This window comes from Xenorhabdus sp. Sc-CR9 (assembly GCF_963897815.1).
In the GTDB taxonomy this organism is placed as follows: Bacteria; Pseudomonadota; Gammaproteobacteria; order Enterobacterales; family Enterobacteriaceae; genus Xenorhabdus.
Map to the genome: position 1 here is coordinate 1 of NZ_CAWQTY010000180.1, position 23,490 is coordinate 23,490.

The window sequence follows — 23,490 nt, forward strand, 5'->3', positions numbered from 1 at the left end:
TTGCTTAAAAAATTTAAATTAAGAAGACAACTTGTTTTTATTGTTTTTTAAAAAATCAATAAGCAAATCTAGAGTTATTATTATCTCATCATCATCTTGCTCTTTTTTTAAAGATTCTTTTACCAATTTATTAAGAGACACATAGATATTTTCAACTTTTTCAATTTATGAATTATTGCCAAATTATTCATAGTTGATAAATAGGGCAGATTTCATATCTTTTATAATCATATCAATCAATAATATATGATTTTCCATTTTTTATAGGCTTCAAATAGTTAATTAAAGCTTGTATTTAATTTACAAAATTATATTATATAAAAAAATAAATTGTTAAGGTGAGAATGTGATGATGAAGATGGATCGTTCTTTGCAACAAGCAATGCGTGAGGCTGCCGAAGGCGTGGCAGATGTGTTACGCGCTCTTTCCAATGATGACCGCTTGCTATTGATGTGCCAGCTTAGTCAGGGAGAAGCCTCTGTTGGACAACTTGAAAAAGCTGTGGGTATCCATCAGCCGACTCTGTCACAGCAACTTGGTGTAATGCGGCGGTTGAATCTGGTGAAGACACGTCGGGAAGGAAAACAGATCTTCTATCGTATTGAAGATGAACGCATTCTGACATTACTTCATACTCTTTATACCTTGTATTGCCCGAAACCGGAAATAACAGGAGACTAGGATGAGCATTAATTTTGCCCAGTTTACACCGGCGCTGAGCTTTGGTGGGGGAATATTGATTGGTCTGGCTGCAATTGTGCTGATATTGTTTTGTGGTCGAATTGCTGGTATCAGCGGTATTCTCGGCGGATTGCTGCAACGTGAAACGAAAGATCGCTCATGGCGGGTGGCATTTCTCGCAGGCATAATTATTGCACCTGTACTCTATGGCCTGCTGTATCCATTACCGGAAATCACAGTTACAGCATCTTGGCCTACCATTATTATTGCGGGTCTTTTGGTGGGAATGGGAACACGTATTGGCTCCGGCTGTACCAGCGGACATGGCGTATGTGGACTTTCTCGTCTCTCTTTGCGTTCATTGGTCGCCACACTGATCTTTATGGCCGTGGGATTTTTTACGGCAACGGTGCTGGGTGCTTGGTCTTTAGGAGGATGAAAAAATGATGGTGATACTTTCTCTTCTGTCTGGTGTCATTTTTGGTTTGGGGTTGATTATCAGTGGGATGGCAAACCCGGAAAAAGTTTTGGGCTTTCTGGATCTAGCACATCCGTGGGATCCGTCTCTGGCATTTGTGATGATGGGAGCTATTATTGTCGGCCTGTTCGGTTTCGCACTGGCTAAACGTCGCCAATATGCACTGTCTGGTACACCAATGATATTACCTGACCAGCGTCAAATAGACTGGCGTTTGGTAGGGGGAGCCGCGCTTTTTGGGCTGGGATGGGGCATTGCCGGGATTTGTCCGGGACCCGGGTTAGTACTACTGGGAGCAGGCTATGCAAAAGGGTTCGCCTTTGTACTGGCGATGATCGTCGGAATGTGGTTGGTGGGTCGTAAAAATAACTGACATTGCATCAACATAATCCTGCTCAATAATGCCATCAGCCGACAAACAAAAGAATCCCCGGATTAACAATCTGGGGATTGGCTTTTTTTAACGAACCAAATGCAAAAAGTGAATGTGCTTTTCGTATTGATCCAAAATATCATGGATAATCTGCTCTTGCGTCCACCCCATCAGATCATAATCCTGCCCACCTTCTTTAAGGTAAACTTCAGCGCGATAATATTTTTGTTCCTCACTTTTTTCATCATCTTCCAAACCTGCAATAGCAAATGTAGGTTGAATATAACTTCTCAGACGAACTTCATAGACAAAGTTAAGATTTTCGCCAAAATCCACCTCCAGATGAATCCGGCCATCCATTTCATTATTAATAACAGCAACTTTATTCTGTTTCCCCAATTCCCCGGCCACCAGCTCCATTGAACTTTGGATAACCTCGATCATGAAACGCTTCACTTGTGAACTCTTAGGATAATAAATGATATTTCTTAATCTTCGCTGCCACGGAATCGGGTTTCGACTGGCAGGAGGTGCAATCGTAGTCATTTGTTGGCTGTCTTTTTTGTATGCATCAATCCGTAATGCTTTAAGCAAGCCATAGATTGATATCAGCAGAATGACGGAGAAAGGAAGCGCACCGGCAATCGTTACCGTTTGCAAGGCGGATAAACCGCCTGCAATCAATAATGAAATAGCCACGACGCCCATCAAACCTGCCCAGAAGATCCGTTGCCAGACAGGTGTATGGTCAGCACCACCAGAAGCCAGTGTATCAACCACCATTGCGCCAGAATCTGCTGAAGTCACGAAAAACATCACAACCATGACTATAGCGATAAACGAAAGTACGGAAGGAAACGGGAAATGCTCCAGAAAGTTAAACAGTGCCAGAGAAACATCTGACTGTACTACATCGGCTAATTCTGTTGCTCCTTTATTGGCAATCAAATCAATGGAGCTGTTACCAAATGCCGTCATCCACATCAGGGTAAAACCGCTGGGTACAAACAAGACGCCTGTTACAAATTCTCTGATTGTGCGTCCCCGCGAGACTCTAGCGATAAACATACCAACAAATGGAGACCACGATAACCACCATCCCCAATACAATAACGTCCATCCCCCCAACCAGTTGCTGGATTTAGGTTCATAGGCATACAGGTTAAATGTTTTGCTGACAATTTCTGAAAAGTAGCCGCCTGTGTTTTCCACAAAGGATTTCAGTAGCAGTACGGTAGGTCCCAGAGCCACCACCAAAAGCAACAATAAAACCGCCAGACCCAGATTCAATTCAGACAAAATACGAATGCCTTTATCCAGACCGGAAACAACAGACAGGGTTGCCAAAGCGGTAATAGCAATAATCAGTATAACCTGTACTGTTTCATTGATAGGCAAACCAAAAAGATGGTTAAGACCGGCATTAACCTGAAGGACGCCATACCCCAAAGAGGTCGCGACACCAAATACTGTACCAATAACAGCAAAAACATCGACGGCATGACCCATTGGCCCATAAATTTTATCGCCAATAATCGGATACAGCGCAGAGCGCAATGTCAGAGGCAAACCGTGTCGGTAACTAAAAAATGCCAGAATTAACGCTACAATGGCATAAATTGCCCAAGCATGAAGCCCCCAATGGAAGAAAGTCAGTTTCATCGCTTGTTTTGCAGCTTCGATACTTTCAGGTGTCCCTACTGGGGGAGAGAGGTAATGCATTACCGGTTCAGCCACACCAAAAAACATAAGCCCGATCCCCATCCCCGCAGAAAAGAGCATGGCAAACCAGGAAAAATAACTGAAATCTGGTTCAGCATGGTCGGGGCCCAGTTTTATATTGCCGTATCTGGACAATCCCAGATAGGTAACCGAAAGCAAAATCAAGGCAACTGCAAGAATATAAAACCAACTGGCATTAACAAAAATGTCCTGCTGTAAAGCCTTAAACCATCGATCGGCAAGTTCGGGTTTCAAACCAGAGAATGTCACCAGAGCAATGACTAAAAACGCCGAGAAGAAAAAAACTGGTGGGTTAATGGAAGTTTTAGTCTTTACCTGACCAGTATTATCTTGACTCATAATTATCCTTCAAAATTAATGTTCGACACTATCTCCTATTTACTCCAATAAGCAATTTTGCAGAGATGCCAATAAATAAATACAACCTTAACAAATGGTTACATACCTAGCGGCTCTATTGTGATTATTATTCACTCAGCCTACGCTAAAAGTCACCTTAACATAAAAACGGAAGTAACTGTACTTACAGAGGGGGTATGTCGAACAGTGGTGGAGGAAATAATGCCCAATAATTTTATAATGCATTTCAATGGATTTTGAAAAAGAAAGTGTTTTGTAAGTCAACCTTGCCAAATTCCAGCCCAGAATAAAAAAACCAGCCAACAATGACTGGGTTTTTTATTAAGTTATTCAGGTTATTGTCTTATAAAGCGCTTTTCGCCTGTTGAACAATATCAATCAACGGTTGTGGCCAAACACCGAGGATTAACACCAACAACCCTGTAAGCAATACAACAATCCCGCCAGCAGTGAATGCCCAATTGTGTGGTGTATCACGGTTCAGTGCCTTCGGTGCTGGCAAGTATAAACTCACCATCACACGCAGATAGTAGTAAAGGCCAATGGCACTACCCAGAACTACCGCGCCAGTCAGCCACCACAATCTCGCTTCAACACCGGTTGCGATAACGTAGAATTTACCAATGAAGCCGAAGGTTAACGGAATCCCCGCCAATGACAGCATCATAATGGTCATAACGGCTGACAGGATCGGTTTATGCCAGAACAAGCCGCGATATGAGAACAGTGAATCCGCATCCGGCCCTCTATACGGGCTGGACATCAAACTGACTACGCCAAATGCCCCGATACTGGCAAGCAGATAACCCACCAGATAGATACCCGCCGTCTCTTCTGCCAGTGTGTGATCTTTGATGGCAACCAACACTACCAGCAAATATCCCAGATGAGAAATGGATGAGTAACCCAATAGACGTTTGATATTGCTTTGTGTCAACGCCAGTAAGTTACCAAACAGGATAGATGCAATGGCAATGACAGTCAGCACAATGCGCAGGGTTTCGCTTTCGGTGACAGGCGCTTCAAGGAACAAGCGCATAACCACAGCAAAGATAGCCACTTTACTTGCTGTCGCCAGAAAGGTCGATACTGGTGCTGGTGCACCTTGATAAACATCCGGTGTCCACAGTTGGAAAGGCACGAGGGAGAGTTTGAAGCCCAGTCCCACAATCATCATACCCAATCCTGCTAAGACCAGAGGTTCATGCAGTTTACTGTCACTTAAGCTTTTACCCAGTGATGCGAAGGACAAGTCACCGGATTCAGCATACAACAGCGCAATACCAAACAGCAGGAATGAAGATGCCGTTGCGGACAGCAACATATATTTGATACTGGCTTCCAGTGAACGTTTCTGGCGATATGCATAACCAATCAATCCAAATAGTGGCAGAGTGATCAGTTCAATCCCGATAAACAGCGATGCCATATGGTTGGCAGAAGAGAGCAGAATTCCCCCAACAGCCGCAATCAGCACCAAAAGATAAAATTCTTCTTTGTTATCGGGATAATTCTCCAACCATGAATAGGCAAATGTCGTCGTTGCAAGGCTCGCAATCAGCACAAGGGCTGTATAGAACATTGCAAAACGATCCACATGAATCAGTGGCGTGACATCCATCGGCTCTTGTTGTCCCACAAAATAGAGAGAAAACAGAGCCAGATTAAGGCCAATCACCGTTAGGGTGACATTGGTGAAATGATCGCGTCGCCACGCAATGGACAGCATCACAACCACCACCGTCAATCCGACGATCAATAGCGGCAACAGTGCGATCAATTGTTCAGAAGTTATTGTCATGGCGAATTACGGCCTTGTAGTTAAAAGTGAAGCTGAATACCAATTCTGGATGTTGCTCATCGCTGCGGCTGAAGTATCAAGGATTGGTTGTGGATAAACGCCCAAGATCACCAGCAAGACGACCAGTAACAGCAGAATGGAGATTTCGCGGGCATCCATTTGCGGTAGCGGTTTATCTGTTTTGGGCGTGCCGTAATAAGCCTTCTGCATCAAATACAGTGCATAAACAGACGCAAAAACCAAACCGAATACGGATACCGTAGTAATCAGGGTGAATTTACTGAAGCTACCGAACAGGATCATGAATTCACCGACAAAGTTACCGGTTCCCGGCATACCTAATGTGGCTACCGCGAAAAACAGGGATATCGCTGGCAGCAGTTGAACTCTTGACCACAAACCGCCCATTTGACGCATATCACGGGTATGCAGGCGTTCATATAATTGACCACACAGAATGAACAGGCCAGCGGCTGACAAGCCATGGGCGATCATTTGGATAACCGCGCCCTGATAAGCCAATTGACTACCCGTATAGATGGCGATAAGAACGAAGCCCATGTGGGAAACACTGGTATAGGCAATCAGACGTTTGATGTCAGTCTGGCTAAAGGCCATCCATGCACCGTAGAAAATTCCGATAACCCCGAACCACATCGCAATCGGGGCAAAGTCCGCAGAAGCTTGTGGGAACAGTGGCAAGCTGAAACGCAGCAAACCATACGCCGCTGTTTTCAATAAGATCCCTGCAAGGTCAACTGAACCCGCCGTGGGTGCCTGACTATGCGCATCCGGCAACCAACCGTGCAGAGGGACTACCGGCATTTTCACGGCAAACGCAATAAAGAACCCCAACATCAGCAAGTATTGGATGGTATATGACATTGGCGTATTCAACAGTTTTTCATAGTTGAATGACCATTCACCCGTTGCATCATGGTAAATGAAGGCCAGCGCCAGAATCGAAATCAACATCACAAGACCACTGGCTTGGGTATAAATGAAGAATTTCGTTGCCGCTGTGATACGGGTTTTACCTTCCGACCCCCTGTGACCCCAAAGTGCGATCAGGAAGTACATCGGAACCAGCATCACTTCCCAGAAGAAGAAGAACAAGAACAGGTCGATGGCAAGGAAAACCCCCATTACACCACCGAGTATCCATAGCAGGTTCAGATGGAAGAAGCCTTGATATGGCTGGTTTTCATTCCACGAACAGAGGATTGCCATCAGACCCAGCAATGCGGTCAGCACGACCATCAGCAAGGAAAGCCCATCCAGTGCCAGATGGATACTAATGCCAAAGCGAGGTATCCACGGCAGCAGGAATTCTGATTGCCACTGTGGAATACCCTGCGGGTTGGTGAGTGTATAACCGCCCTGCAACCACAAGTGCAGGGAGAGTAACAGCGTCAGTCCCATCGCCAGAAGCGCTATCCAACGCGGCATACGGGTGCCGAAGCGCTCTGCCTGCCAGCACAGCAGGCCTCCGATGAAGGGCAGAAGAATTAGCCAAGGTAATAGCATGGCGCAATGTGTCCCTTAATTAAACCAAAAGCAGCAGAGCTAAAACCAGCACTGCACCCAACCCCATAGAGGTAGCGTACCAACGGACTTGTCCGTTCTCACTCCAGCGAAGACCTTTATTGCCCCAACGTGACAATACAGCAGGAATGTTCATCAGTGAGTTCAAAGGATCACTTTGCAATAAGTTGGTAAGGCCTTTGAATGGTTTCACGAATACCCAGTCATACAGCGCATCAAATCCCCATGCATGGAACCACCATGCAGAGAAGAAACGACCCGGTGCACTGTTTGCTGTGGCATTAACCACACTGCGTTTGCCAAGATACAGCGCTGCCGCCAGTAAAATACCGATAACGGCAACCACACCAGAAACAACTTCCAGCATCATTTTTCCGTCATGCCCTGCATTGCTTTCTGGCAGAACACCCGCCAATGGAAGCTTAATCAGCGTACCACCAATAAAAGTGGACAACACCAGCAGTACTGACAGTGGCAAAGTATGGGTAATGCCCTTGACCGGATGAGCATGGGTATTTTCTTCACCGTGGAACACAATGAAGATCATGCGGAAGGTGTACAGGGATGTCATCAAGGCCCCAATCAGCCCCGCCAGCATCAGGTTCATGTGACCATTTGCCAGTGCACCCCACAGGATTTCGTCTTTACTGTAGAAACCTGCGGTCAATAAAGGCAGAGCCGAAAGCGCAGAACCGCCCACGAGGAAGCAGAGATAGACAAACGGAATACGTTTGCCCAGACCCCCCATTTTGAAGATGTTCTGTTCATGATGGCAGGCCAGAATCACTGACCCAGAGGCAAGGAACAGTAATGCTTTGAAGAACGCATGAGTCATCAGGTGGAAAATGGCTGCATCCCACGCTTGCACACCCAATGCCAGAAACATGTAACCAATCTGGCTCATGGTGGAATAGGCCAGAACACGTTTGATATCAGTTTGTACCAGCGCAGCAAAACCCGCCAACAGTAAGGTCACCGCGCCAATGATGCCCACCAGATGCAAAATATCCGGTGCCATCAGGAACAAAGCATGGCTGCGTGCAATCAGGTAAACACCGGCGGTAACCATTGTGGCGGCGTGGATCAGGGCAGAAACCGGTGTTGGGCCTGCCATCGCATCCGCCAACCATGTTTGTAATGGTAACTGCGCCGATTTACCCACTGCACCACCCAGAATCATCAGGGTTGCCCAAGTGATCGCGGTCGAACCTGCTTCGATATGTTGTGGAGCCAGTACTGCCAATTCACGGAAACTAAGCGTGCCGAGCTGGTCATAAAGAATAAACATACCGATGGCGAGGAACACGTCACCCACACGGGTCACGATGAAGGCTTTCATTGCTGCTGCGCCATTGGCCGGGGTTTTGTAGTAGAAACCAATCAACAGATAACTGCACAGCCCCACACCTTCCCAACCGAGGTACATCAGCAGCATGTTATCAGCCAACACCAATACCACCATGCTGGCGATAAACAAATTGGTATAAGCAAAGAAGCGGGAATAACCCTCTTCACCACGCATATACCATGAAGCATAAATATGGATCAGGAAACCGATGCCAGTCACTACACTCAGCATGGTCAGTGACAAACCGTCCAGTACTAAATTAACGGGGATACTGAAATTATCCACCGCCATCCAGTTCCATAATGTCTGGCTGTAAACCAGCCCCCCTGCCCCGTCTTGGGAAAGGAAATCTATGCCGGCCCAAAGTGTGACCAACGCTGCCAACCCAACAGAACCAATCCCAATGGTGGCTGACAGATTTTCAGAGCAGCGGCCACGGGAAAATGCCAGTAGCAAAAATCCCAGCAGTGGCAGCAGAATTGTTAAATAGAGTAAGTTCATCCGCGCATCTCACTGACATTATCAATATTCAGGTTTTGGCGACGTCGGTGCAACTGTAGTAACAGTGCCAAACCGATGCTCGCCTCGGCGGCTGCCAGAGTGATGGCCAGAATGTACATCACTTGACCATCAGGCTGGAGCCAATAGCTGCCGGCAACGACAAATGCCAGCGCTGAAGCATTGATCATAATTTCCAGACCAATCAGCATGAATAGCAGATTGCGGCGGATAATCAGACAGGTGAAGCCCAATGTAAACAGAATGGCCGCCAGAATAAGACCATGGTCTAAGGCTATCATTATTGCTCCTCCGTACGATTGCTGATTACTTCACCTTGTCGGTTTTCACGACCAATATGGTAAGCCACCACCATTCCGGCCAACAGCAACAAGGATGCCAGTTCGACAGCCAGTACATAAGGGCCGAACAAACTGATTCCCACCTCTTTGGCACTGACCACTTCACCTGTGATTGCCACAGATGGCAGAGTGCTGATGGCATAAACCAGCACGATCAGCAGAGCAATGGACAAAATGGACGGCCCTATCCAAGTACGGGGCTGCAACCATGATCGTTCTTGTTCAACGACCGATTTTCCTAAGTTCAGCATCATCACAACAAAGACGAATAACACCATGATCGCCCCTGCGTAAACAATAATCTCCAAAGCACCGGCGAAATAAGCACCCAGAGAGAAAAACACGACAGACAATGCCAGCAAGGAGATAATCAGGTACAACAGCGCATGTACCGGATTAGTGTGGGTTATCACCCTGAGTGTGGCGAGGATGGCAACCAACCCTGCGACATAAAATGTAAATTCCATGAATATCGCTCCTTACGGCATCAGGCTTTTAACGTCAATAGGCTTGGCTTCATTATCGCCTTCACCTTTATCTTTGCCGTCAATTGCCATGCCTGTCTTGCGGTAAAAGTTATAATCAGGATACTTGCCCGGCCCTGAAATCAGCAGATCTTCTTTTTCGTAGACTAAATCCTGACGCTTGAATTCACCCAGTTCAAAATCCGGCGTCAACTGAATAGCGGTAGTCGGACAAGCTTCTTCACACAGGCCGCAGAAAATACAACGCGAAAAGTTGACCCGGAAAAATTCTGGATACCAACGACCATCTTTATGCTCGGCTTTTTGCAGTGAGATACATCCCACCGGACATACTGCCGCACACAAGTTACAGGCGACACAACGCTCTTCACCGTCAGGATCACGCGTCAGAACGATACGCCCACGGTAACGGGGTGGCAGATAAACCGGCTCTTCCGGATACATTTTTGTTTCGCGTTTATGGAAGGCATGAAGCCCTATCATCCAAATACTGCGTACCTGGGTGGCGAAACCGACCACTAACTCTTTCAATGTCATGGTTCAATCACCCCTCTATTAAGCGTTGTATAGAATAACTGCGGCAGTTGCCAGCATGTTGAGTAACGTTAACGGCAGGCAGACTTTCCAGCCAAACGACATCACCTGGTCATAACGAGGGCGCGGCAATGCAGCACGGATCAGGATGAACATCATCATGAAAAAAGCTGTTTTCAGCGCAAACCAGATGAATGGAGGCAAGAGAGGCCCATTCCAGCCACCGAAGAACAGTGTGACGATTAAGGCTGATACCGTCACAATAGCGATATATTCTCCCACAAAGAACAGACCGAATTTCATGCCTGAGTACTCAACATGATAACCGTCGGCCAGTTCCTGCTCTGCTTCCGGCTGGTCAAAGGGGTGGCGGTGTGTCACCGCCACCCCAGCAATGGCAAAAGTCAGGAAGCCAAAGAACTGAGGAATGATATTCCAGACATGTTGCTGTGAATTTACGATATCCACCATGTTAAAGGAGCCAGCTTGTGCCACAACCCCCATCATGGACAGACCGAGAAACACTTCATAGCTCAATGTCTGTGCTGATGCACGCATCGCGCCCAGCAGGGAGTATTTGTTGTTACTTGCCCAGCCAGCAAACAGCACAGCATAAACGGCCAGACCTGCCATCATCATGAAAAACAGGATACCGATGTTCAGATCTGCCACCATCCATGTTGGGCTTACTGGCACGATGGCAAAAGCCAGAAGTAATGAGCAGAATGCAATAACAGGGGCTAAAGTGAAAATGGCCCGATCAGCGAAGCGGGGTGCCCAGTCTTCTTTAAAGAACATTTTGAGCATGTCTGCGACAAGCTGTAATGAACCGCCCCAACCTACACGGTTTGGCCCGTAACGGTTTTGGAACAGGCCAAGAATGCGGCGTTCAAAGAAGCTCATGAATGCTCCGCAGACAACCACGACCAGAAGAATCACAGCCGCTTTCAGAACAGCAATCAGGATCTCAGCCACATCGGGAGTAAGCCAACGCATTATGCAACCTCCCGTAAGTTATTGACTGATTTCCCTGCCAGAACCGGTGGAATTCCCGGCATTCCCAGCGGCAGACCAACTTGCCCCTGAGCCAGATTGGCACTCAAGCGCACTGCTAAACGCAGTTGTTGCCCTTCACAATCAAATTCCATCACGGCTCCTTCTGTTACATTCAACTGTTCTGCATCTTTATGATTAATCATCACATATGGATCAGGCATACGATCCTGTATCACATCAGAACGCTGTGACAGTTCATCACTGCCGAACAAATGGAAATAAGGCGCAACATGCCATTGATTTTTTTGTGCGCTGAATGCGATTGGAATACTGTCGAAATAATTCAGCCCGCCATCAACGGCTTCAATCAAACGAACCCCCGGATCACCAAAGCGCAATTTGCCACCCACTTCAGCCTGAAATTTATTCCACGCCTGTGGTGAGTTCCAGCCGGGCGCCCATGCAAACGGAATTTGTTGACGTGGCGCAAATGGGCTGTTGTTTCCTTCCATTGAGAAAGCAAATGCGGTGTCGATATCCTGTGGCTGGCGTTGCTCATGAACGCTGACATCAGCCAACATGGCGGTACGACCACTATAACGATGAGGTGAACGTGCTAATTTTTGCCCACGGACACGGAATGTGGCATCTGGTGCCGCATTAACGATGCCTTTGAATTGTGGCATCGCTTTGACACAGGCTTCAATAACATGGTCAAGTTGCGTCCAGTCAGTCTGACATTGTGTGTAAGTAGTATACAGGGAGTGCATCCAGCGCCAGCTTTCCAGCATAACGATGGATTTGTCATAGAATGCAGGTTCATAAACTTGGAAATAGCGCTGGGCGCGACCTTCCTGATTCACCAGCGTACCATCACTTTCTGCAAAACTGGATGCTGACAGGATTAAATGAGCCTTGTCCATAATGGCTGTGCGCTGATGGTCAACAACAATCAGATTTTTAAGGCTATTCAGTGCATTATCAATTTTATCCGCTGGCGCATGACGATAGAGATCGTTTTCCACCACAATCGCAGTATCTGAATCCCCTTTGGCGATACATTGTAAAGCAGCATCCAATGGCTGTGCTTCCATCATCGCCAGACCAAGACTATTGGCATACGCGGCTACATAAGAAAGACCAACATTTGCACCTTTATCTTTCAGTGCCCATGCAATATTGGCTGCTGCCTGAATAAGGGCATCGCTACCTGTGTTACTGCCACTGATAATTAATGGTTTTTTCGCGTCACTCAATGCCTGAGCGATGATTTCCACTTTCGATTGCAGCTCATCCGGCAAGTCATTGACAGCTGGCGCAATATTGTTCAGGGCATGTGCCACTGCAAAACCAAAACGAGCCTGATCATCAACGGGTGCGTGATAACCCCACGCGGCAACATCATCCAACCGAGTATTATCAACACTGGTCAGGAACAGAGGATATTTGGCATGCTGGCCGATATTCATGACCGCCGCGATTTGCCAGTCTGCCACTTTTTGGGCCGCTGCCATCTCACGGGCCTTGCCCTTCACTGCCTGACGCACTGATAACGCCATGCGAGCCGCAGTTTGAGTTAGGTCTTCACCTAACACCAGCACCGCATCATAATCTTCAATTTCACGCAGGGATGGTGTATACACGCCACCTTGTTGGAGGATCTCCAGCATCATGTCAAGACGGTGTTGTTCTTCTGCTGAAATACCGCTGTAGAAGTTTTCTGCGCCAACTAATTCACGCAAAGCAAAATTACTTTCAATGCTGGCACGTGGCGAGCCGATGCCAATGGTTTTTTTCGCCTGACGCAATATATCTGCGCCCCCTTGCATAACTTGATCCGCATTCAGCGAAATCCACTGATCACCACGTAATTGTTGTGGCTGGCGAGGACGATCGTCACGATTGACATACCCATAACCAAAGCGCCCACGGTCACACATAAAGTAATGGTTAACCGTACCGTTGTAGCGGTTCTCTATGCGGCGCAATTCACCATAGCGTTCTCCGGGACTCGTGTTACAGCCGATGCTGCACTGCTGGCAGATGCTTGGCGCAAACTGCATGTCCCATTTACGGTTGTAGCGTTCTGAATGGGTTTTATCGGTAAACACCCCTGTCGGGCAAATTTCGACAAGGTTACCGGAAAATTCACTTTCCAGCGTGCCACTTTCAGTGCGGCCAAAATAAACGTTGTCATGAGCACCGTAAACGCCTAAATCCGTTCCGTCCGCATAATCTTTGTAGTAACGAACACAACGGTAACAGGCGATGCAACGGTTCATTTCATGGGCAATAAATGGACCCAATTCCTGATTTTTGTGAGTACGCTTGGTAAAACGGTATTTACGGAACGAGTGCCCGGTCATTACCGTCATATCCTGCAAATGGCAGTTTCCTCCTTCCTCACAAACAGGACAGTCGTGGGGATGATTAGTCATCAGCCATTCCACAACACTTGCGCGGAACTGCTTTGCTTCTTCATCATCAATGGAAATATACGTGCCATCTGTCGCAGGTGTCATACAAGACATCACCAGACGACCGCGCGTATCTTCTGCGTTCTGATATTGCTTTACCGCACACTGGCGGCAAGCGCCAACGCTTCCCAGCGCCGGATGCCAGCAAAAATAAGGTATATCAAGCCCCAATGAGAGGCAGGCTTGTAACAGGTTATCAGCCCCGTTTACATCATAATCTTTGCCGTCTACATGTATCGTAGCCATAGTCAGCATGCTTCCCAGTAGCCCACCGCAGCAGGCGTTAGTCAAAAAATAAAATCAACCCTACCAACGCTGCTTAAGCAGATTCGGTTGAATACCCGCAATCAGGCTGGTATTGCCATAATCTTTAGTGACAATGCCGGCTTCGAATTCTTCACGGAAATATTTGATGGCACTCTGCAAAGGCTCTACGGCACCTGGCGCATGGGCACAGAATGTTTTTCCCGGGCCGAGGAAACGGCAGAGTTGCTCCAATGTTTCGATATCACCCTGCTGACCTTTGCCATTTTCAATGGCCCGGAGAATTTTGACACTCCACGGCAAACCATCGCGGCATGGCGTACACCAACCACAGGATTCACGAGCAAAAAACTCTTCAAGGTTGCGAGTCAAGGAAACCATGTTGATCTCGTGATCCACCGCCATCGCCAGTGCAGTTCCCAGACGACTGCCCGCTTTGGCGATACTTTCGAAATCCATTGGCAAATCAAGATGATCTTCTGTCAGGAAATCTGTTCCCGCACCACCCGGCTGCCATGCTTTGAATTTCAGTCCGTCACGCATACCACCTGCGTAATCTTCCAGAATTTCACGGGCTGTTGTACCGAAAGGGAGTTCCCAAAGACCCGGATTCCTGACCCGACCAGAGAAGCCCATCAATTTAGTTCCGGCATCTTTACTTTTGCCTTCGCTCAAACCGATATACCAATCTTTGCCGTGTTCGAGAATGGCGGGTACATTGCACAGGGTTTCAACGTTGTTTACACAAGTTGGTTTACCCCAGACGCCCGATGTCGCAGGAAATGGAGGTTTTGAACGGGGATTCGCGCGACGCCCTTCAAGAGAGTTAATCAATGCGGTCTCTTCACCACAGATATAACGTCCCGCGCCGGTATGAACAAACAGTTCAAAATCAAAACCACTCCCTAAAATATTCTTGCCGAGAAATCCCGCAGCCTTGGCTTCTTCAATGGCTCTGCGCAAATGAACGGCTGATTCGACATATTCACCGCGCAGGAAGATGTAGCCACGATAGGCTTTCAGCGCAAACGCACTGATTAACATTCCTTCCACCAGCAGGTGAGGCAGTTGTTCCATCAACAGACGATCTTTATAAGTACCCGGTTCCATTTCATCTGCATTACACAGCAAATAGCGGATATTCATACTTTCGTCTTTTGGCATCAGGCTCCATTTCAAGCCTGTAGAGAAACCCGCACCGCCGCGGCCTTTTAAGCCCGCATCTTTCACCAGTGAGGTAATTTCATCAGGAGCCATGCCCTTCAGTGCTTTTTCAGCGCCCTTGTAGCCATTTTTGCTTCGGTATTCATCCAACCAAACAGGTTGCTGGTCATCACGCAACCGCCATGTCAGGGGATGAGTTTCCGCTGCGCGGATAATTTCTTTCACTCCTGAATGCGTTGTCATGGATACTGCTCCAGTAATTTTTCAATTTCTTCGGGTTTTAAGTAACTGTGAGTATCCTCATCAACCATCATGGTCGGTCCTTTGTCACAATTACCCAGGCAGCAAGTTGGCAACAATGTGAAACGCCCATCTGCCGTAGTTTGCCCCGGACGAATGTTCAAATGCGATTCTATCGCCGCCTGAATGCCCTCATAACCCGTGATGTGACACACAACGCTGTCGCAGTAACGGATAATGTGGCGCCCTACTGGCTGGCGGTAAATCTGGCTGTAAAATGTTGCCACACCTTCCACATCACTGGCCGGAATACCCAACACCCCAGCAATAGCATAAATGGCACCATCAGGCACCCAACCACGCTGTTTCTGCACAATTTTCAGCGCCTCAATTGACGCAGCACGCGGATCTTCGTAGTGGTGTTTTTCCTGCTCAATGGCATCACGTTCTTCAGCACTCAATACAAACTCATCCGGTGTCTGAGCGTCCGTTACGTTAACCACATCAAGGCGTGCTTGCTTGTTTGCGTTAAATTCACTTTGCATCGTTAGCGATCCACATCAGACATAACAAAATCGATACTGCCCAGATAGACGATAAGGTCAGAAACCAGACTGCCGCGGATCACCGATGGAATTTGCTGCAAGTGCGCAAAACTTGGTGTACGGATGCGGGTGCGGTAACTCATGGTGCTACCATCACTGGTTAGGTAATAACTGTTGATACCTTTAGTTGCTTCGATCATCTGGAATGATTCATTGGCAGGCATAACCGGTCCCCATGACACTTGCAGGAAGTGGTTAATCATGGTTTCGATATGCTGCAATGTACGCTCTCTCGGCGGCGGTGTAGTCAGCGGGTGATCAGCCTTGAATGGCCCTGCCGGCATATTTTTGAGGCACTGTTCAAGGATGCGCATACTCTGGCGGATTTCTTCCACTTTCAACATCACACGGTCATAGCAATCGCCGTTGTAGCCTGTCGGGACTTCAAAATCGAAATTTTCATAACCGGAATACGGACGCCATTTACGCACGTCAAAACCAATACCGGTTGCACGCAGCCCCGCTCCGGTAACCCCCCAATCCAGAGCCTGTTTAGAATTATAAGCAGCCACGCCAACAGAACGTCCTTTCAGGACGCTGTTTTTCAGCGCTGCTTTGACATAGGAATTCAGACGTTTCGGCAGCCAGTCCAACAATTCACGCAGAAGTTTTTCCCAGCCCCGAGGTAAGTCATGGGCGACACCACCGATACGGAACCACGCCGGATGCATACGGAACCCAGTAATTGCCTCAACCACATCGTAAACTTTCTGTCGGTCAGTAAAGGCAAAGAAGACGGGGGACATTGCACCAACGTCTTGGATGAATGTACTGATATAAAGCAAGTGGCTATTGATGCGGAACAGCTCAGACAGCATGACACGGATCGTTTTCACGCGATCCGGCACCTCAATGCCAGCCAGTTTCTCAACGGCCAGTACATAAGGCATTTCGTTGACACAACCGCCCAGATATTCGATACGGTCGGTATAAGGTATATAACTATGCCATGACTGACGTTCACCCATTTTTTCAGCGCCACGGTGGTGGTAGCCAATGTCAGGTACACAATCAACGATTTCTTCGCCATCAAGTTGCAAAACAATACGGAATGCACCGTGAGCAGAAGGATGGTTCGGGCCGAGGTTGAGGAACATGAAATCCTCATTGTCAGTGCCACGCTTCATTCCCCACTCTTCTGGTTTAAAAGTCAGGGCTTCCATTTCCAGATCTTCTTTCTGCTTAGTCAGAATGAAAGGATCAAATTCTGTCGCACGCGCGGAATACTCTTTGCGCAGCGGGTGACCTTCCCATGTCGGTGGCATCAGGATGCGACGTAAATTAGGATGACCATTGAATGTAATGCCGAACATTTCCCATGTTTCACGCTCATACCAATTAGCATTCGGGAAAAGTGACGTGATGGTCGGGATATTCAAGTCTTGTTCAGCGAGCGCGACTTTCAACATAATGTCACGGTTACGCTCAATGGAAATCAAGTGATAAAATACTGAAAAGTCGGCAGCCGGCAGCCCTTGCCGATGAGAACGCTGACGCTCATCAACACCATGTAAGTCAAACAACATGACATAAGGTTTGGGCAGCTTTTTCAGAAACGTTATTACTTCCAGTAATTGCCCTCGCTTAACCCAAACAACAGGTATACCGGTACGGGTAGGCTGGACAGTAAAGGCATCCGGGCCAAATTGACGATTAAGCTCGCTCACAACAGGATCATCAAGGTGATCCCGTGTCTCCCAAGCTGGTCGGGCGCTTTCTTGCGCTATCTGATCTGTCATCATTTTTCACCACAACGCTTGATCAGGGTTTTTGTGATCGCAACACATTGCTCTGGTTACGCTATATGGCTAAAAGCCTTAAATTTCGTCTGGAGTACGCAGATTTTTCACTGCAATACGTTCACCACGCTTCCGTTCTCTTTCTGATTGCATATTTGCGCGGTAAACCCCCTGATCGCCAACAACCCATGACAGTGGACGGCGTTCTTTGCCTATAGACTCCTGCAACAGCAACAGAGCCTGCATATAGGCTTCTGGGCGGGGAGGACAGCCAGGAATATAAACATCGACAGGGATAAATTTATCGACCCCTTGAACTACGGAGTAAATATCGTACATACCACCGGAATTTGCACAGGCTCCCATTGAGATCACCCACTTAGGTTCCAGCATTTGGTCGTACAGACGCTGGATGACTGGTGCCATTTTGACGAAACAAGTTCCGGAAACCACCATGAAATCAGCCTGACGGGGAGATGCCCGCAGCACTTCTGCCCCAAAACGAGCAACATCGTGAACGGCTGTAAACGACGTCACCATTTCCACATAACAGCAAGAAAGGCCGAAGTTATAAGGCCACAGAGAGTTTTTTCTTCCCCAGTTCACCATGTCATGTAGCGCATTTTCTAATTTACCCATATAGACACTGCGGTGAACGTGCTGCTCCAGGGGATCACTGACAATCTCCTGTTTTTGCAGGGGATAACGGTCATTCTCACCGTTCGGATCTATGCGGGTGAGCGTATAATCCATCTTTATGCCTCGCTATTACTGCATGTGACTGTTGTTGGTATAAGTGTCAGCACTAGGTTTACTGACTTGACGTTTTGAACGTGCTGGCGTCCAGTCCAACGCACCAATGCGCGCCAGATAAACCAAGCCTGCCAATAACACCAGAATGAAAATGCTTGCCTCAGCAAAGCCCAGCCAGCCACTCTCTTTGATAGAGACGGCCCATGCATACAAGTAAAGGGCTTCAACGTCGAAGATGACAAAGAACATGGCGACCAGATAAAACTTCGCCGACAGGCGGAGACGAGCACTACCGACAGAATCGATACCTGATTCATAAGGTACGTGTTTTGCTCTGGCTTTCGCTCGGCCTCCCATGAAGTATCCGCCCAGTAACATGAGCGCACACAAACCAAGGGCACCTATCAGGAAAACCGCAAACGCCCAGTTATGGGCTAAAATTCCAGTGGATGTAGACATACTCGTTGCTTACTCATCAAAAGTGGCGTCAAGGTATCTGCTCTTTTTTCCGGCAGTATTGCACCACATCGATTCATGGGAAGGGATAACAACCAAATCTGAAACAGCGCTAATCAATCTCTTCCATCGCTTGAATCGTCTTGGTTTTTATTCCTCTCAACAATATTTTGCCGCAGCGGCAAAAGTGCTTACACATTTATTTACAAACGAAAAACCATTAATTAACAGATTGTGCTGACATACCGCTAAAACGTGTCAGTAACGTAATAAAACAACAACCTGACATAACTAGTCTAACCGATAACTCGAGTTTACTACACCATTATCGCAGGAAAAACCTGTCTTTCCACTGTGAGACTGAGAGTATTTTTATGATCAAACGCACAGTTTCACTGAAAAACATTCAATAGTTGAATGAATATCATTCAACTATTAATGAATTGCTTCTAAAAAGAACTATTTAACTGCGATAAAGCTGCTATTTCTGAAAATAAATTTATTTTATCAATTTAGGAAAATAAAATTTGTTAACACAACAACATTCTTTTAACTAAAATTCGAAAGTGATAGGAAAATTAATAGGGCTTATTTCTGATTGGAAATATAAAAAATGGAAATGAAAACTTAGGAGGAGAAAGACTATTTAATAAATAATGAACAAAATGAACAACAGGCTAATATTTCCACATAAAATGGAAATATTAGCCTATAAAACACATAATGCTTATTCGTCTATATTTTCGACGGAGGTTTCATCAACTGATTCAGCTGATTTTACAAGATCAATGGAATCAATAGATTCATCCATTTGGTCGGATTCATCAGCTTCAACAGGCGTTACGGTATAAGGTGTTTTCTTGTTTTCTATTGCATCGAAAACAGTCAGAACCGATTCATTTTGTTCGTTACTGTTACGATATAAGAAAAATTGAATTTCCGGCAAGCGCGGTAATCCTTCACTTTCACCCAGAATTCTTAGATCTGCATTATGCATTTCCAGAGGGCGGGCAGTAATGCCTACTTCTGCATTCACAGCCGCACGAACAGCAGACAGGGAGGCTGCTTCATATGCAATGCGCCATGAAATACCTGCCATATCCAGCGTCTCCAGAGCTATCTGACGGAATGGATTAGTTTCATCCATTACAACCAGCGGCACGGGTTCGTTAGTTTGCAATTGGAAATCTGGCGCACAGTGCCATAAAACAGGGGAAGAACGTAGAATTGTTTTAGGATGTTGGTTAATTTTCGCTGTGGTTAATGCCAAATCAATCTCATGGTTATCCAGCATGCTTTCAATAAATTGAGCGCGTTTAATCCGCACATCAACAGCAACACGTGGATAGACAGAGGCAATACGGTTCAATAAGAAAGGAAGAAGCGTATCAACAGCGTCATCTGATACACCTATTCTTAATTCACCGTCTGCATCATTGTAAGTTAATGATGCTGTTGCATCGTCATTGGCACGGAGGATCTGACGTGCATAACCAAGAAGTTGAAGCCCATGCTCAGTCAGAAGCTTATTACGCCCGTGGCGAGCAAATAATTCTCTCCCCACAAGATGCTCTAACCGCTGCATTTGCTGACTCACAGCCGATTGCGTTCTAGAAACAGCTGCTGCTGCTGCTGCAAAAGTATTTAAGTCAGCAACGGCAACAAAAGTTCTTAGCAGATCGAGATCGAGGTTTATTATCTGACGATTTGCATTTATCATTGTTTATTCATCACTTTTTTGATTTTAATTACTAACTAACCTGGTGTTTTTACTTCAGCAGTATCAAATAAAATAATACCGATTGTGACATTACTCTACTCTATTAAATAGGGCAAAGGTTTACTGAACTTTTTTTACTATTTAGATCATCATGGGGTTTTATTTTCTCCTTTACTTAACAAAATTTATGCAACCTAAAAATAAATTAGATATAAAACCCTATTTACATCACATAATCACCAAATTCTATTACAAACATTCTTTTTCTGACTTGCTTCAAAGAACAACTTAACCTGAATTAGGAAAGCTTAAAACAATAAAATAATATTAGCATTGTTAATGATTTAGCATTCCCACTGAATAAGCCTCAAAATGTTATGGATAAAAACTCAAAAAGATTATCGAAGTATCATGTTATAAAACCTAAATTAACTTTACGTCAACAAAGATAAATTATAAGAATACATTATACAAACCTTCTTACTTTTATTGACAATTCGAGATTTATTGAACAAATTCACGAAAACACCACCGTCAAAATGTCATCCTGCTTACTTTGTGCAAACTAAAAACCCGCCATTATCAAGAATAAAACTCCTACATAACATCAACAGAAAGATCAATATACTAATATATGACATTATTTCAGAGAGCAAACTAATGCATTTATTCTTAAAACAACCGTTTTAACCAAAGATATCAAAGTCTCTTCAAAAGACAGAGCGAGAAGAGTACATTGATCATTACAGTTTTTATGCCGGGTATCATCCATTTTGCCGAGAGGTTAAGGCACCCTATGTTTTCAATTAATAAATCCAGCAAATTAGATAATGTCTGTTACGACATCCGAGGGAATACCCTCAAAGAAGCCAAGCGACTTGAAGAAGAAGGCAATAAGGTTCTGAAATTAAACATTGGTAATCCGGCTCCATTTGGCTTCGAAGCACCAGATGAAATTTTAGTCGATGTTATCCGCAACCTGCCGACAGCCCAAGGTTACTCAGATTCAAAAGGGCTATATTCTGCGCGTAAGGCAATCATGCAGCATTATCAAGCCAGAAATATGCTGGATGTTACCGTTGAAGATATATTTATTGGCAATGGTGTTTCTGAACTTATTGTTCAATCCATGCAAGCCCTGTTGAATACAGGTGACGAAATGCTGGTTCCTGCGCCTGATTATCCTCTTTGGACTGCGGCGGTGTCACTTTCCAGCGGTAATGCCGTCCATTACCTGTGTGATGAACAGCAAGGCTGGTTCCCTGATTTAGATGATATCCGCCGTAAAATTACTCCGCGTACCCGTGGCATTGTTATTATTAACCCGAACAATCCGACCGGTGCGGTATATAGCAAGGAATTACTGCTTGAAATAGTGGAAATAGCCCGCCAGCATAATCTGATTATTTTTGCCGATGAGATTTACGACAAAATTCTTTACGATGATGCCCAGCATCACTCTATTGCAACATTAGCGCCTGACCTCTTTACTGTGACCTTTAATGGCCTGTCAAAGACTTATCGTGTTGCCGGTTTTCGTCAGGGCTGGATGGTATTGAATGGCCCGAAAAAACAGGCCAAAGATTATATTGAAGGGTTGGAAATGCTGGCATCAATGCGCCTGTGTGCCAACGTACCGATGCAACACGCTATTCAAACAGCATTGGGTGGCTATCAAAGTATCAGTGAATTTATTTTTCCAAGTGGCCGACTCTATGAGCAACGCAACCGCGCATGGGAATTGATTAACCAAATCCCCGGTGTTTCCTGCGTAAAACCAATGGGTGCACTCTATATGTTCCCGAAAATAGACACCAAACGTTTTAATATTCATGATGACCAGAAAATGGTATTAGACCTCTTACTACAGGAAAAGGTTTTACTGGTTCAGGGTACTGCATTTAACTGGCCGGAACCCGATCATTTCCGCATCGTTACATTGCCGCATGTAACTGACTTGCAAATGGCCATTGAGAAGTTTGCTCGTTTTATTGGTAACTATCGCCAATAACCAGAACATTAATCATTCAGATGCCTATTTCAATAAATATTAATACTATAATGAAATAGGCTCTTATTTCTTACTGATCTCTATTTTTCCGTAAACTAATTTTTCAGAAATGAATATCTTCGCTATTTTTCAAATAACAGATTGGAAGATACAAGGGATATTTCGGAGAAATTTAATACTAAAATAGGTTTACTTCCCTTCTCCGTCCGCCCACAATTAATCACATGATCCCGCTGTAAGAGAAAATCATGAGCCATTTTTTCGCCCAGATATCCCGCCTAAAATTAATCAACCGTTGGCCGCTTATGCGAAATGTGCGTACAGAAAATGTTTCGGAGCACAGTTTGCAGGTTGCTTTTGTCGCACACGCACTGGCGGTAATCAAAAATCGTAAATTCAACGGCAATGTCAATGCAGAACGAATAGCTCTGCTCGCAATGTATCACGATGCCAGTGAAGTAATTACAGGGGATTTACCCACTCCAATTAAGTATTACAATCCGCAAATTGCTCATGAATATAAGCAAATAGAAAAAATCGCCCAAAAAAAATTACTGGATATGTTACCAGTTGAATTGCAGGATGATTTTCGCCCTATTTTGGATGAGCACCATCATACCGAAGAAGAAAACAGCATTATCAAGCAGGCAGATGCGTTATGTGCTTACTTAAAATGCCTTGAAGAACTTTCGGCAGGCAATAGCGAGTTCAATCAAGCCAAAACCCGTCTGGAAAAAACACTAACAAAACGCCACAGCGAAGAAATGGATTATTTTATGGATATATTTGTACCCAGTTTCAGCCTCTCTCTTGATGAAATCAGCCTATGAACCTAGTTTCGTTCAGCTAACAATTT

Annotated in this window: 21 protein-coding genes; 5 read left to right on the top strand and 16 right to left on the bottom strand. The window is 45.8% G+C overall.

The genetic code is table 11. The features are described from left to right. The first annotated feature begins 349 nt into the window (after window positions 1–349). Genes AACQ81_RS11805 through AACQ81_RS11815 form a run of 3 tightly spaced genes read left to right on the top strand, consistent with a single transcriptional unit; the run spans window position 350 to window position 1,533 of the window. Window positions 350–682, top strand: coding sequence for an ArsR/SmtB family transcription factor (locus AACQ81_RS11805; protein WP_237387377.1), 333 nt, complete (start codon window positions 350–352; stop codon window positions 680–682). A 1-nt stretch (window position 683) separates the two neighbouring features. Further along, entirely contained in the window at window positions 684–1,121 is a 438-nt protein-coding gene (locus AACQ81_RS11810; protein WP_237387378.1) for a YeeE/YedE family protein, read from the top strand. A gap of 4 nt (window positions 1,122–1,125) precedes the next feature. After that, entirely contained in the window at window positions 1,126–1,533 is a 408-nt protein-coding gene (locus tag AACQ81_RS11815) for a DUF6691 family protein (protein WP_237387379.1), read from the top strand. Window positions 1,534–1,620: 87 nt separating this feature from the next. Here the strand turns inward: AACQ81_RS11815 and AACQ81_RS11820 are convergent, their stop codons facing one another. The 16 genes from AACQ81_RS11820 to hexA form a co-directional block, all read right to left on the bottom strand. Continuing rightward, window positions 1,621–3,615: a BCCT family transporter gene (locus tag AACQ81_RS11820; protein ID WP_237387380.1), complete on the bottom strand. Its 1,995-nt coding sequence runs from the start codon at window positions 3,613–3,615 to the stop codon at window positions 1,621–1,623. 135 nt (window positions 3,616–3,750) lie between these two features. Further along, window positions 3,751–3,942: an IS1 family transposase gene (locus AACQ81_RS19745; RefSeq protein WP_443089557.1), complete on the bottom strand. Its 192-nt coding sequence runs from the start codon at window positions 3,940–3,942 to the stop codon at window positions 3,751–3,753. Between the two features lie 37 nt (window positions 3,943–3,979). Then, window positions 3,980–5,437, bottom strand: coding sequence for an NADH-quinone oxidoreductase subunit NuoN (gene nuoN, locus AACQ81_RS11825; RefSeq protein WP_237387381.1), 1,458 nt, complete (start codon window positions 5,435–5,437; stop codon window positions 3,980–3,982). 6 nt (window positions 5,438–5,443) lie between these two features. After that, window positions 5,444–6,964 carry an NADH-quinone oxidoreductase subunit M gene (nuoM, locus tag AACQ81_RS11830; protein WP_237387382.1) on the bottom strand — a complete coding sequence of 507 codons (1,521 nt, stop codon included), beginning with the start codon at window positions 6,962–6,964 and terminating at the stop codon, window positions 5,444–5,446. A 19-nt stretch (window positions 6,965–6,983) separates the two neighbouring features. Then, on the bottom strand, window positions 6,984–8,831 hold the full coding sequence (gene nuoL, locus AACQ81_RS11835; RefSeq protein WP_237387383.1) for an NADH-quinone oxidoreductase subunit L: 1,848 nt from the start codon (window positions 8,829–8,831) through the stop codon (window positions 6,984–6,986). Beyond that, entirely contained in the window at window positions 8,828–9,130 is a 303-nt protein-coding gene (nuoK, locus tag AACQ81_RS11840) for an NADH-quinone oxidoreductase subunit NuoK (RefSeq protein ID WP_092548866.1), read from the bottom strand. Before nuoK ends, nuoL begins: the two co-directional genes overlap by 4 nt. Further along, window positions 9,130–9,657 (bottom strand): NADH-quinone oxidoreductase subunit J, encoded by a 528-nt coding sequence (gene nuoJ, locus AACQ81_RS11845; RefSeq protein ID WP_237387384.1) that lies wholly within the window; start codon window positions 9,655–9,657, stop codon window positions 9,130–9,132. The genes nuoK and nuoJ overlap by 1 nt, the downstream gene beginning before the upstream one ends. Before the next feature lie 12 nt (window positions 9,658–9,669). After that, a complete protein-coding gene (gene nuoI, locus AACQ81_RS11850) occupies window positions 9,670–10,212 on the bottom strand; it encodes an NADH-quinone oxidoreductase subunit NuoI (RefSeq protein WP_237387385.1) in 543 nt (180 codons plus the stop codon). Between the two features lie 18 nt (window positions 10,213–10,230). Then, the gene (gene nuoH / locus AACQ81_RS11855) at window positions 10,231–11,205 is read right to left on the bottom strand and encodes an NADH-quinone oxidoreductase subunit NuoH (RefSeq protein ID WP_237387386.1); all 975 of its coding nucleotides are present in this window, start codon (window positions 11,203–11,205) and stop codon (window positions 10,231–10,233) included. Beyond that, a complete protein-coding gene (nuoG, locus tag AACQ81_RS11860) occupies window positions 11,205–13,928 on the bottom strand; it encodes an NADH-quinone oxidoreductase subunit NuoG (protein ID WP_237387387.1) in 2,724 nt (907 codons plus the stop codon). The genes nuoH and nuoG overlap by 1 nt, the downstream gene beginning before the upstream one ends. A 60-nt stretch (window positions 13,929–13,988) precedes the next feature. After that, entirely contained in the window at window positions 13,989–15,353 is a 1,365-nt protein-coding gene (gene nuoF, locus AACQ81_RS11865) for an NADH-quinone oxidoreductase subunit NuoF (RefSeq protein ID WP_237387388.1), read from the bottom strand. After that, a complete protein-coding gene (nuoE, locus tag AACQ81_RS11870) occupies window positions 15,350–15,895 on the bottom strand; it encodes an NADH-quinone oxidoreductase subunit NuoE (protein ID WP_092548879.1) in 546 nt (181 codons plus the stop codon). The genes nuoF and nuoE overlap by 4 nt, the downstream gene beginning before the upstream one ends. Window positions 15,896–15,897: 2 nt before the next feature. After that, entirely contained in the window at window positions 15,898–17,697 is a 1,800-nt protein-coding gene (gene nuoC / locus AACQ81_RS11875) for an NADH-quinone oxidoreductase subunit C/D (RefSeq protein ID WP_237387389.1), read from the bottom strand. A 75-nt stretch (window positions 17,698–17,772) separates the two neighbouring features. Next, the gene (locus AACQ81_RS11880) at window positions 17,773–18,447 is read right to left on the bottom strand and encodes a NuoB/complex I 20 kDa subunit family protein (RefSeq protein ID WP_092548886.1); all 675 of its coding nucleotides are present in this window, start codon (window positions 18,445–18,447) and stop codon (window positions 17,773–17,775) included. A 15-nt stretch (window positions 18,448–18,462) separates the two neighbouring features. Then, the gene (locus AACQ81_RS11885) at window positions 18,463–18,906 is read right to left on the bottom strand and encodes an NADH-quinone oxidoreductase subunit A (protein WP_237387390.1); all 444 of its coding nucleotides are present in this window, start codon (window positions 18,904–18,906) and stop codon (window positions 18,463–18,465) included. A gap of 724 nt (window positions 18,907–19,630) precedes the next feature. Then, window positions 19,631–20,623 (bottom strand): transcriptional regulator HexA, encoded by a 993-nt coding sequence (gene hexA, locus AACQ81_RS11890; protein WP_237387391.1) that lies wholly within the window; start codon window positions 20,621–20,623, stop codon window positions 19,631–19,633. A 796-nt stretch (window positions 20,624–21,419) separates the two neighbouring features. Between hexA and AACQ81_RS11895 the strand changes: the two genes are divergently transcribed. Both AACQ81_RS11895 and yfbR read left to right on the top strand, forming a co-directional pair. After that, window positions 21,420–22,634 (top strand): pyridoxal phosphate-dependent aminotransferase, encoded by a 1,215-nt coding sequence (locus AACQ81_RS11895; RefSeq protein WP_237387392.1) that lies wholly within the window; start codon window positions 21,420–21,422, stop codon window positions 22,632–22,634. 248 nt (window positions 22,635–22,882) lie between these two features. Next, window positions 22,883–23,464: a 5'-deoxynucleotidase gene (gene yfbR / locus AACQ81_RS11900; protein ID WP_237387393.1), complete on the top strand. Its 582-nt coding sequence runs from the start codon at window positions 22,883–22,885 to the stop codon at window positions 23,462–23,464. The last annotated feature ends 26 nt before the right edge of the window (window positions 23,465–23,490 follow it).

Excerpts from the sequence above, each read along its gene's own strand:
- AACQ81_RS11805 (WP_237387377.1), top strand. The coding sequence starts at position 350 with ATGATGAAGATGGATCGTTCTTTGCAACAAGCAATGCGTGAGGCTGCC.
- nuoL (WP_237387383.1), bottom strand. The coding sequence starts at position 8,831 with ATGAACTTACTCTATTTAACAATTCTGCTGCCACTGCTGGGATTTTTG.
- nuoC (WP_237387389.1), bottom strand. The coding sequence starts at position 17,697 with ATGATGACAGATCAGATAGCGCAAGAAAGCGCCCGACCAGCTTGGGAG.
- AACQ81_RS11880 (WP_092548886.1), bottom strand. The coding sequence starts at position 18,447 with ATGGATTATACGCTCACCCGCATAGATCCGAACGGTGAGAATGACCGT.
- AACQ81_RS11885 (WP_237387390.1), bottom strand. The coding sequence starts at position 18,906 with ATGTCTACATCCACTGGAATTTTAGCCCATAACTGGGCGTTTGCGGTT.
- AACQ81_RS11820 (WP_237387380.1), bottom strand. The coding sequence starts at position 3,615 with ATGAGTCAAGATAATACTGGTCAGGTAAAGACTAAAACTTCCATTAAC.
- AACQ81_RS11810 (WP_237387378.1), top strand. The coding sequence starts at position 684 with ATGAGCATTAATTTTGCCCAGTTTACACCGGCGCTGAGCTTTGGTGGG.
- nuoJ (WP_237387384.1), bottom strand. The coding sequence starts at position 9,657 with ATGGAATTTACATTTTATGTCGCAGGGTTGGTTGCCATCCTCGCCACA.
- nuoE (WP_092548879.1), bottom strand. The coding sequence starts at position 15,895 with ATGCAAAGTGAATTTAACGCAAACAAGCAAGCACGCCTTGATGTGGTT.
- AACQ81_RS11815 (WP_237387379.1), top strand. The coding sequence starts at position 1,126 with ATGATGGTGATACTTTCTCTTCTGTCTGGTGTCATTTTTGGTTTGGGG.
- hexA (WP_237387391.1), bottom strand. The coding sequence starts at position 20,623 with ATGATAAATGCAAATCGTCAGATAATAAACCTCGATCTCGATCTGCTA.
- nuoK (WP_092548866.1), bottom strand. The coding sequence starts at position 9,130 with ATGATAGCCTTAGACCATGGTCTTATTCTGGCGGCCATTCTGTTTACA.
- nuoI (WP_237387385.1), bottom strand. The coding sequence starts at position 10,212 with ATGACATTGAAAGAGTTAGTGGTCGGTTTCGCCACCCAGGTACGCAGT.
- AACQ81_RS11895 (WP_237387392.1), top strand. The coding sequence starts at position 21,420 with ATGTTTTCAATTAATAAATCCAGCAAATTAGATAATGTCTGTTACGAC.
- nuoN (WP_237387381.1), bottom strand. The coding sequence starts at position 5,437 with ATGACAATAACTTCTGAACAATTGATCGCACTGTTGCCGCTATTGATC.
- nuoF (WP_237387388.1), bottom strand. The coding sequence starts at position 15,353 with ATGACAACGCATTCAGGAGTGAAAGAAATTATCCGCGCAGCGGAAACT.
- nuoG (WP_237387387.1), bottom strand. The coding sequence starts at position 13,928 with ATGGCTACGATACATGTAGACGGCAAAGATTATGATGTAAACGGGGCT.
- yfbR (WP_237387393.1), top strand. The coding sequence starts at position 22,883 with ATGAGCCATTTTTTCGCCCAGATATCCCGCCTAAAATTAATCAACCGT.
- nuoH (WP_237387386.1), bottom strand. The coding sequence starts at position 11,205 with ATGCGTTGGCTTACTCCCGATGTGGCTGAGATCCTGATTGCTGTTCTG.
- nuoM (WP_237387382.1), bottom strand. The coding sequence starts at position 6,964 with ATGCTATTACCTTGGCTAATTCTTCTGCCCTTCATCGGAGGCCTGCTG.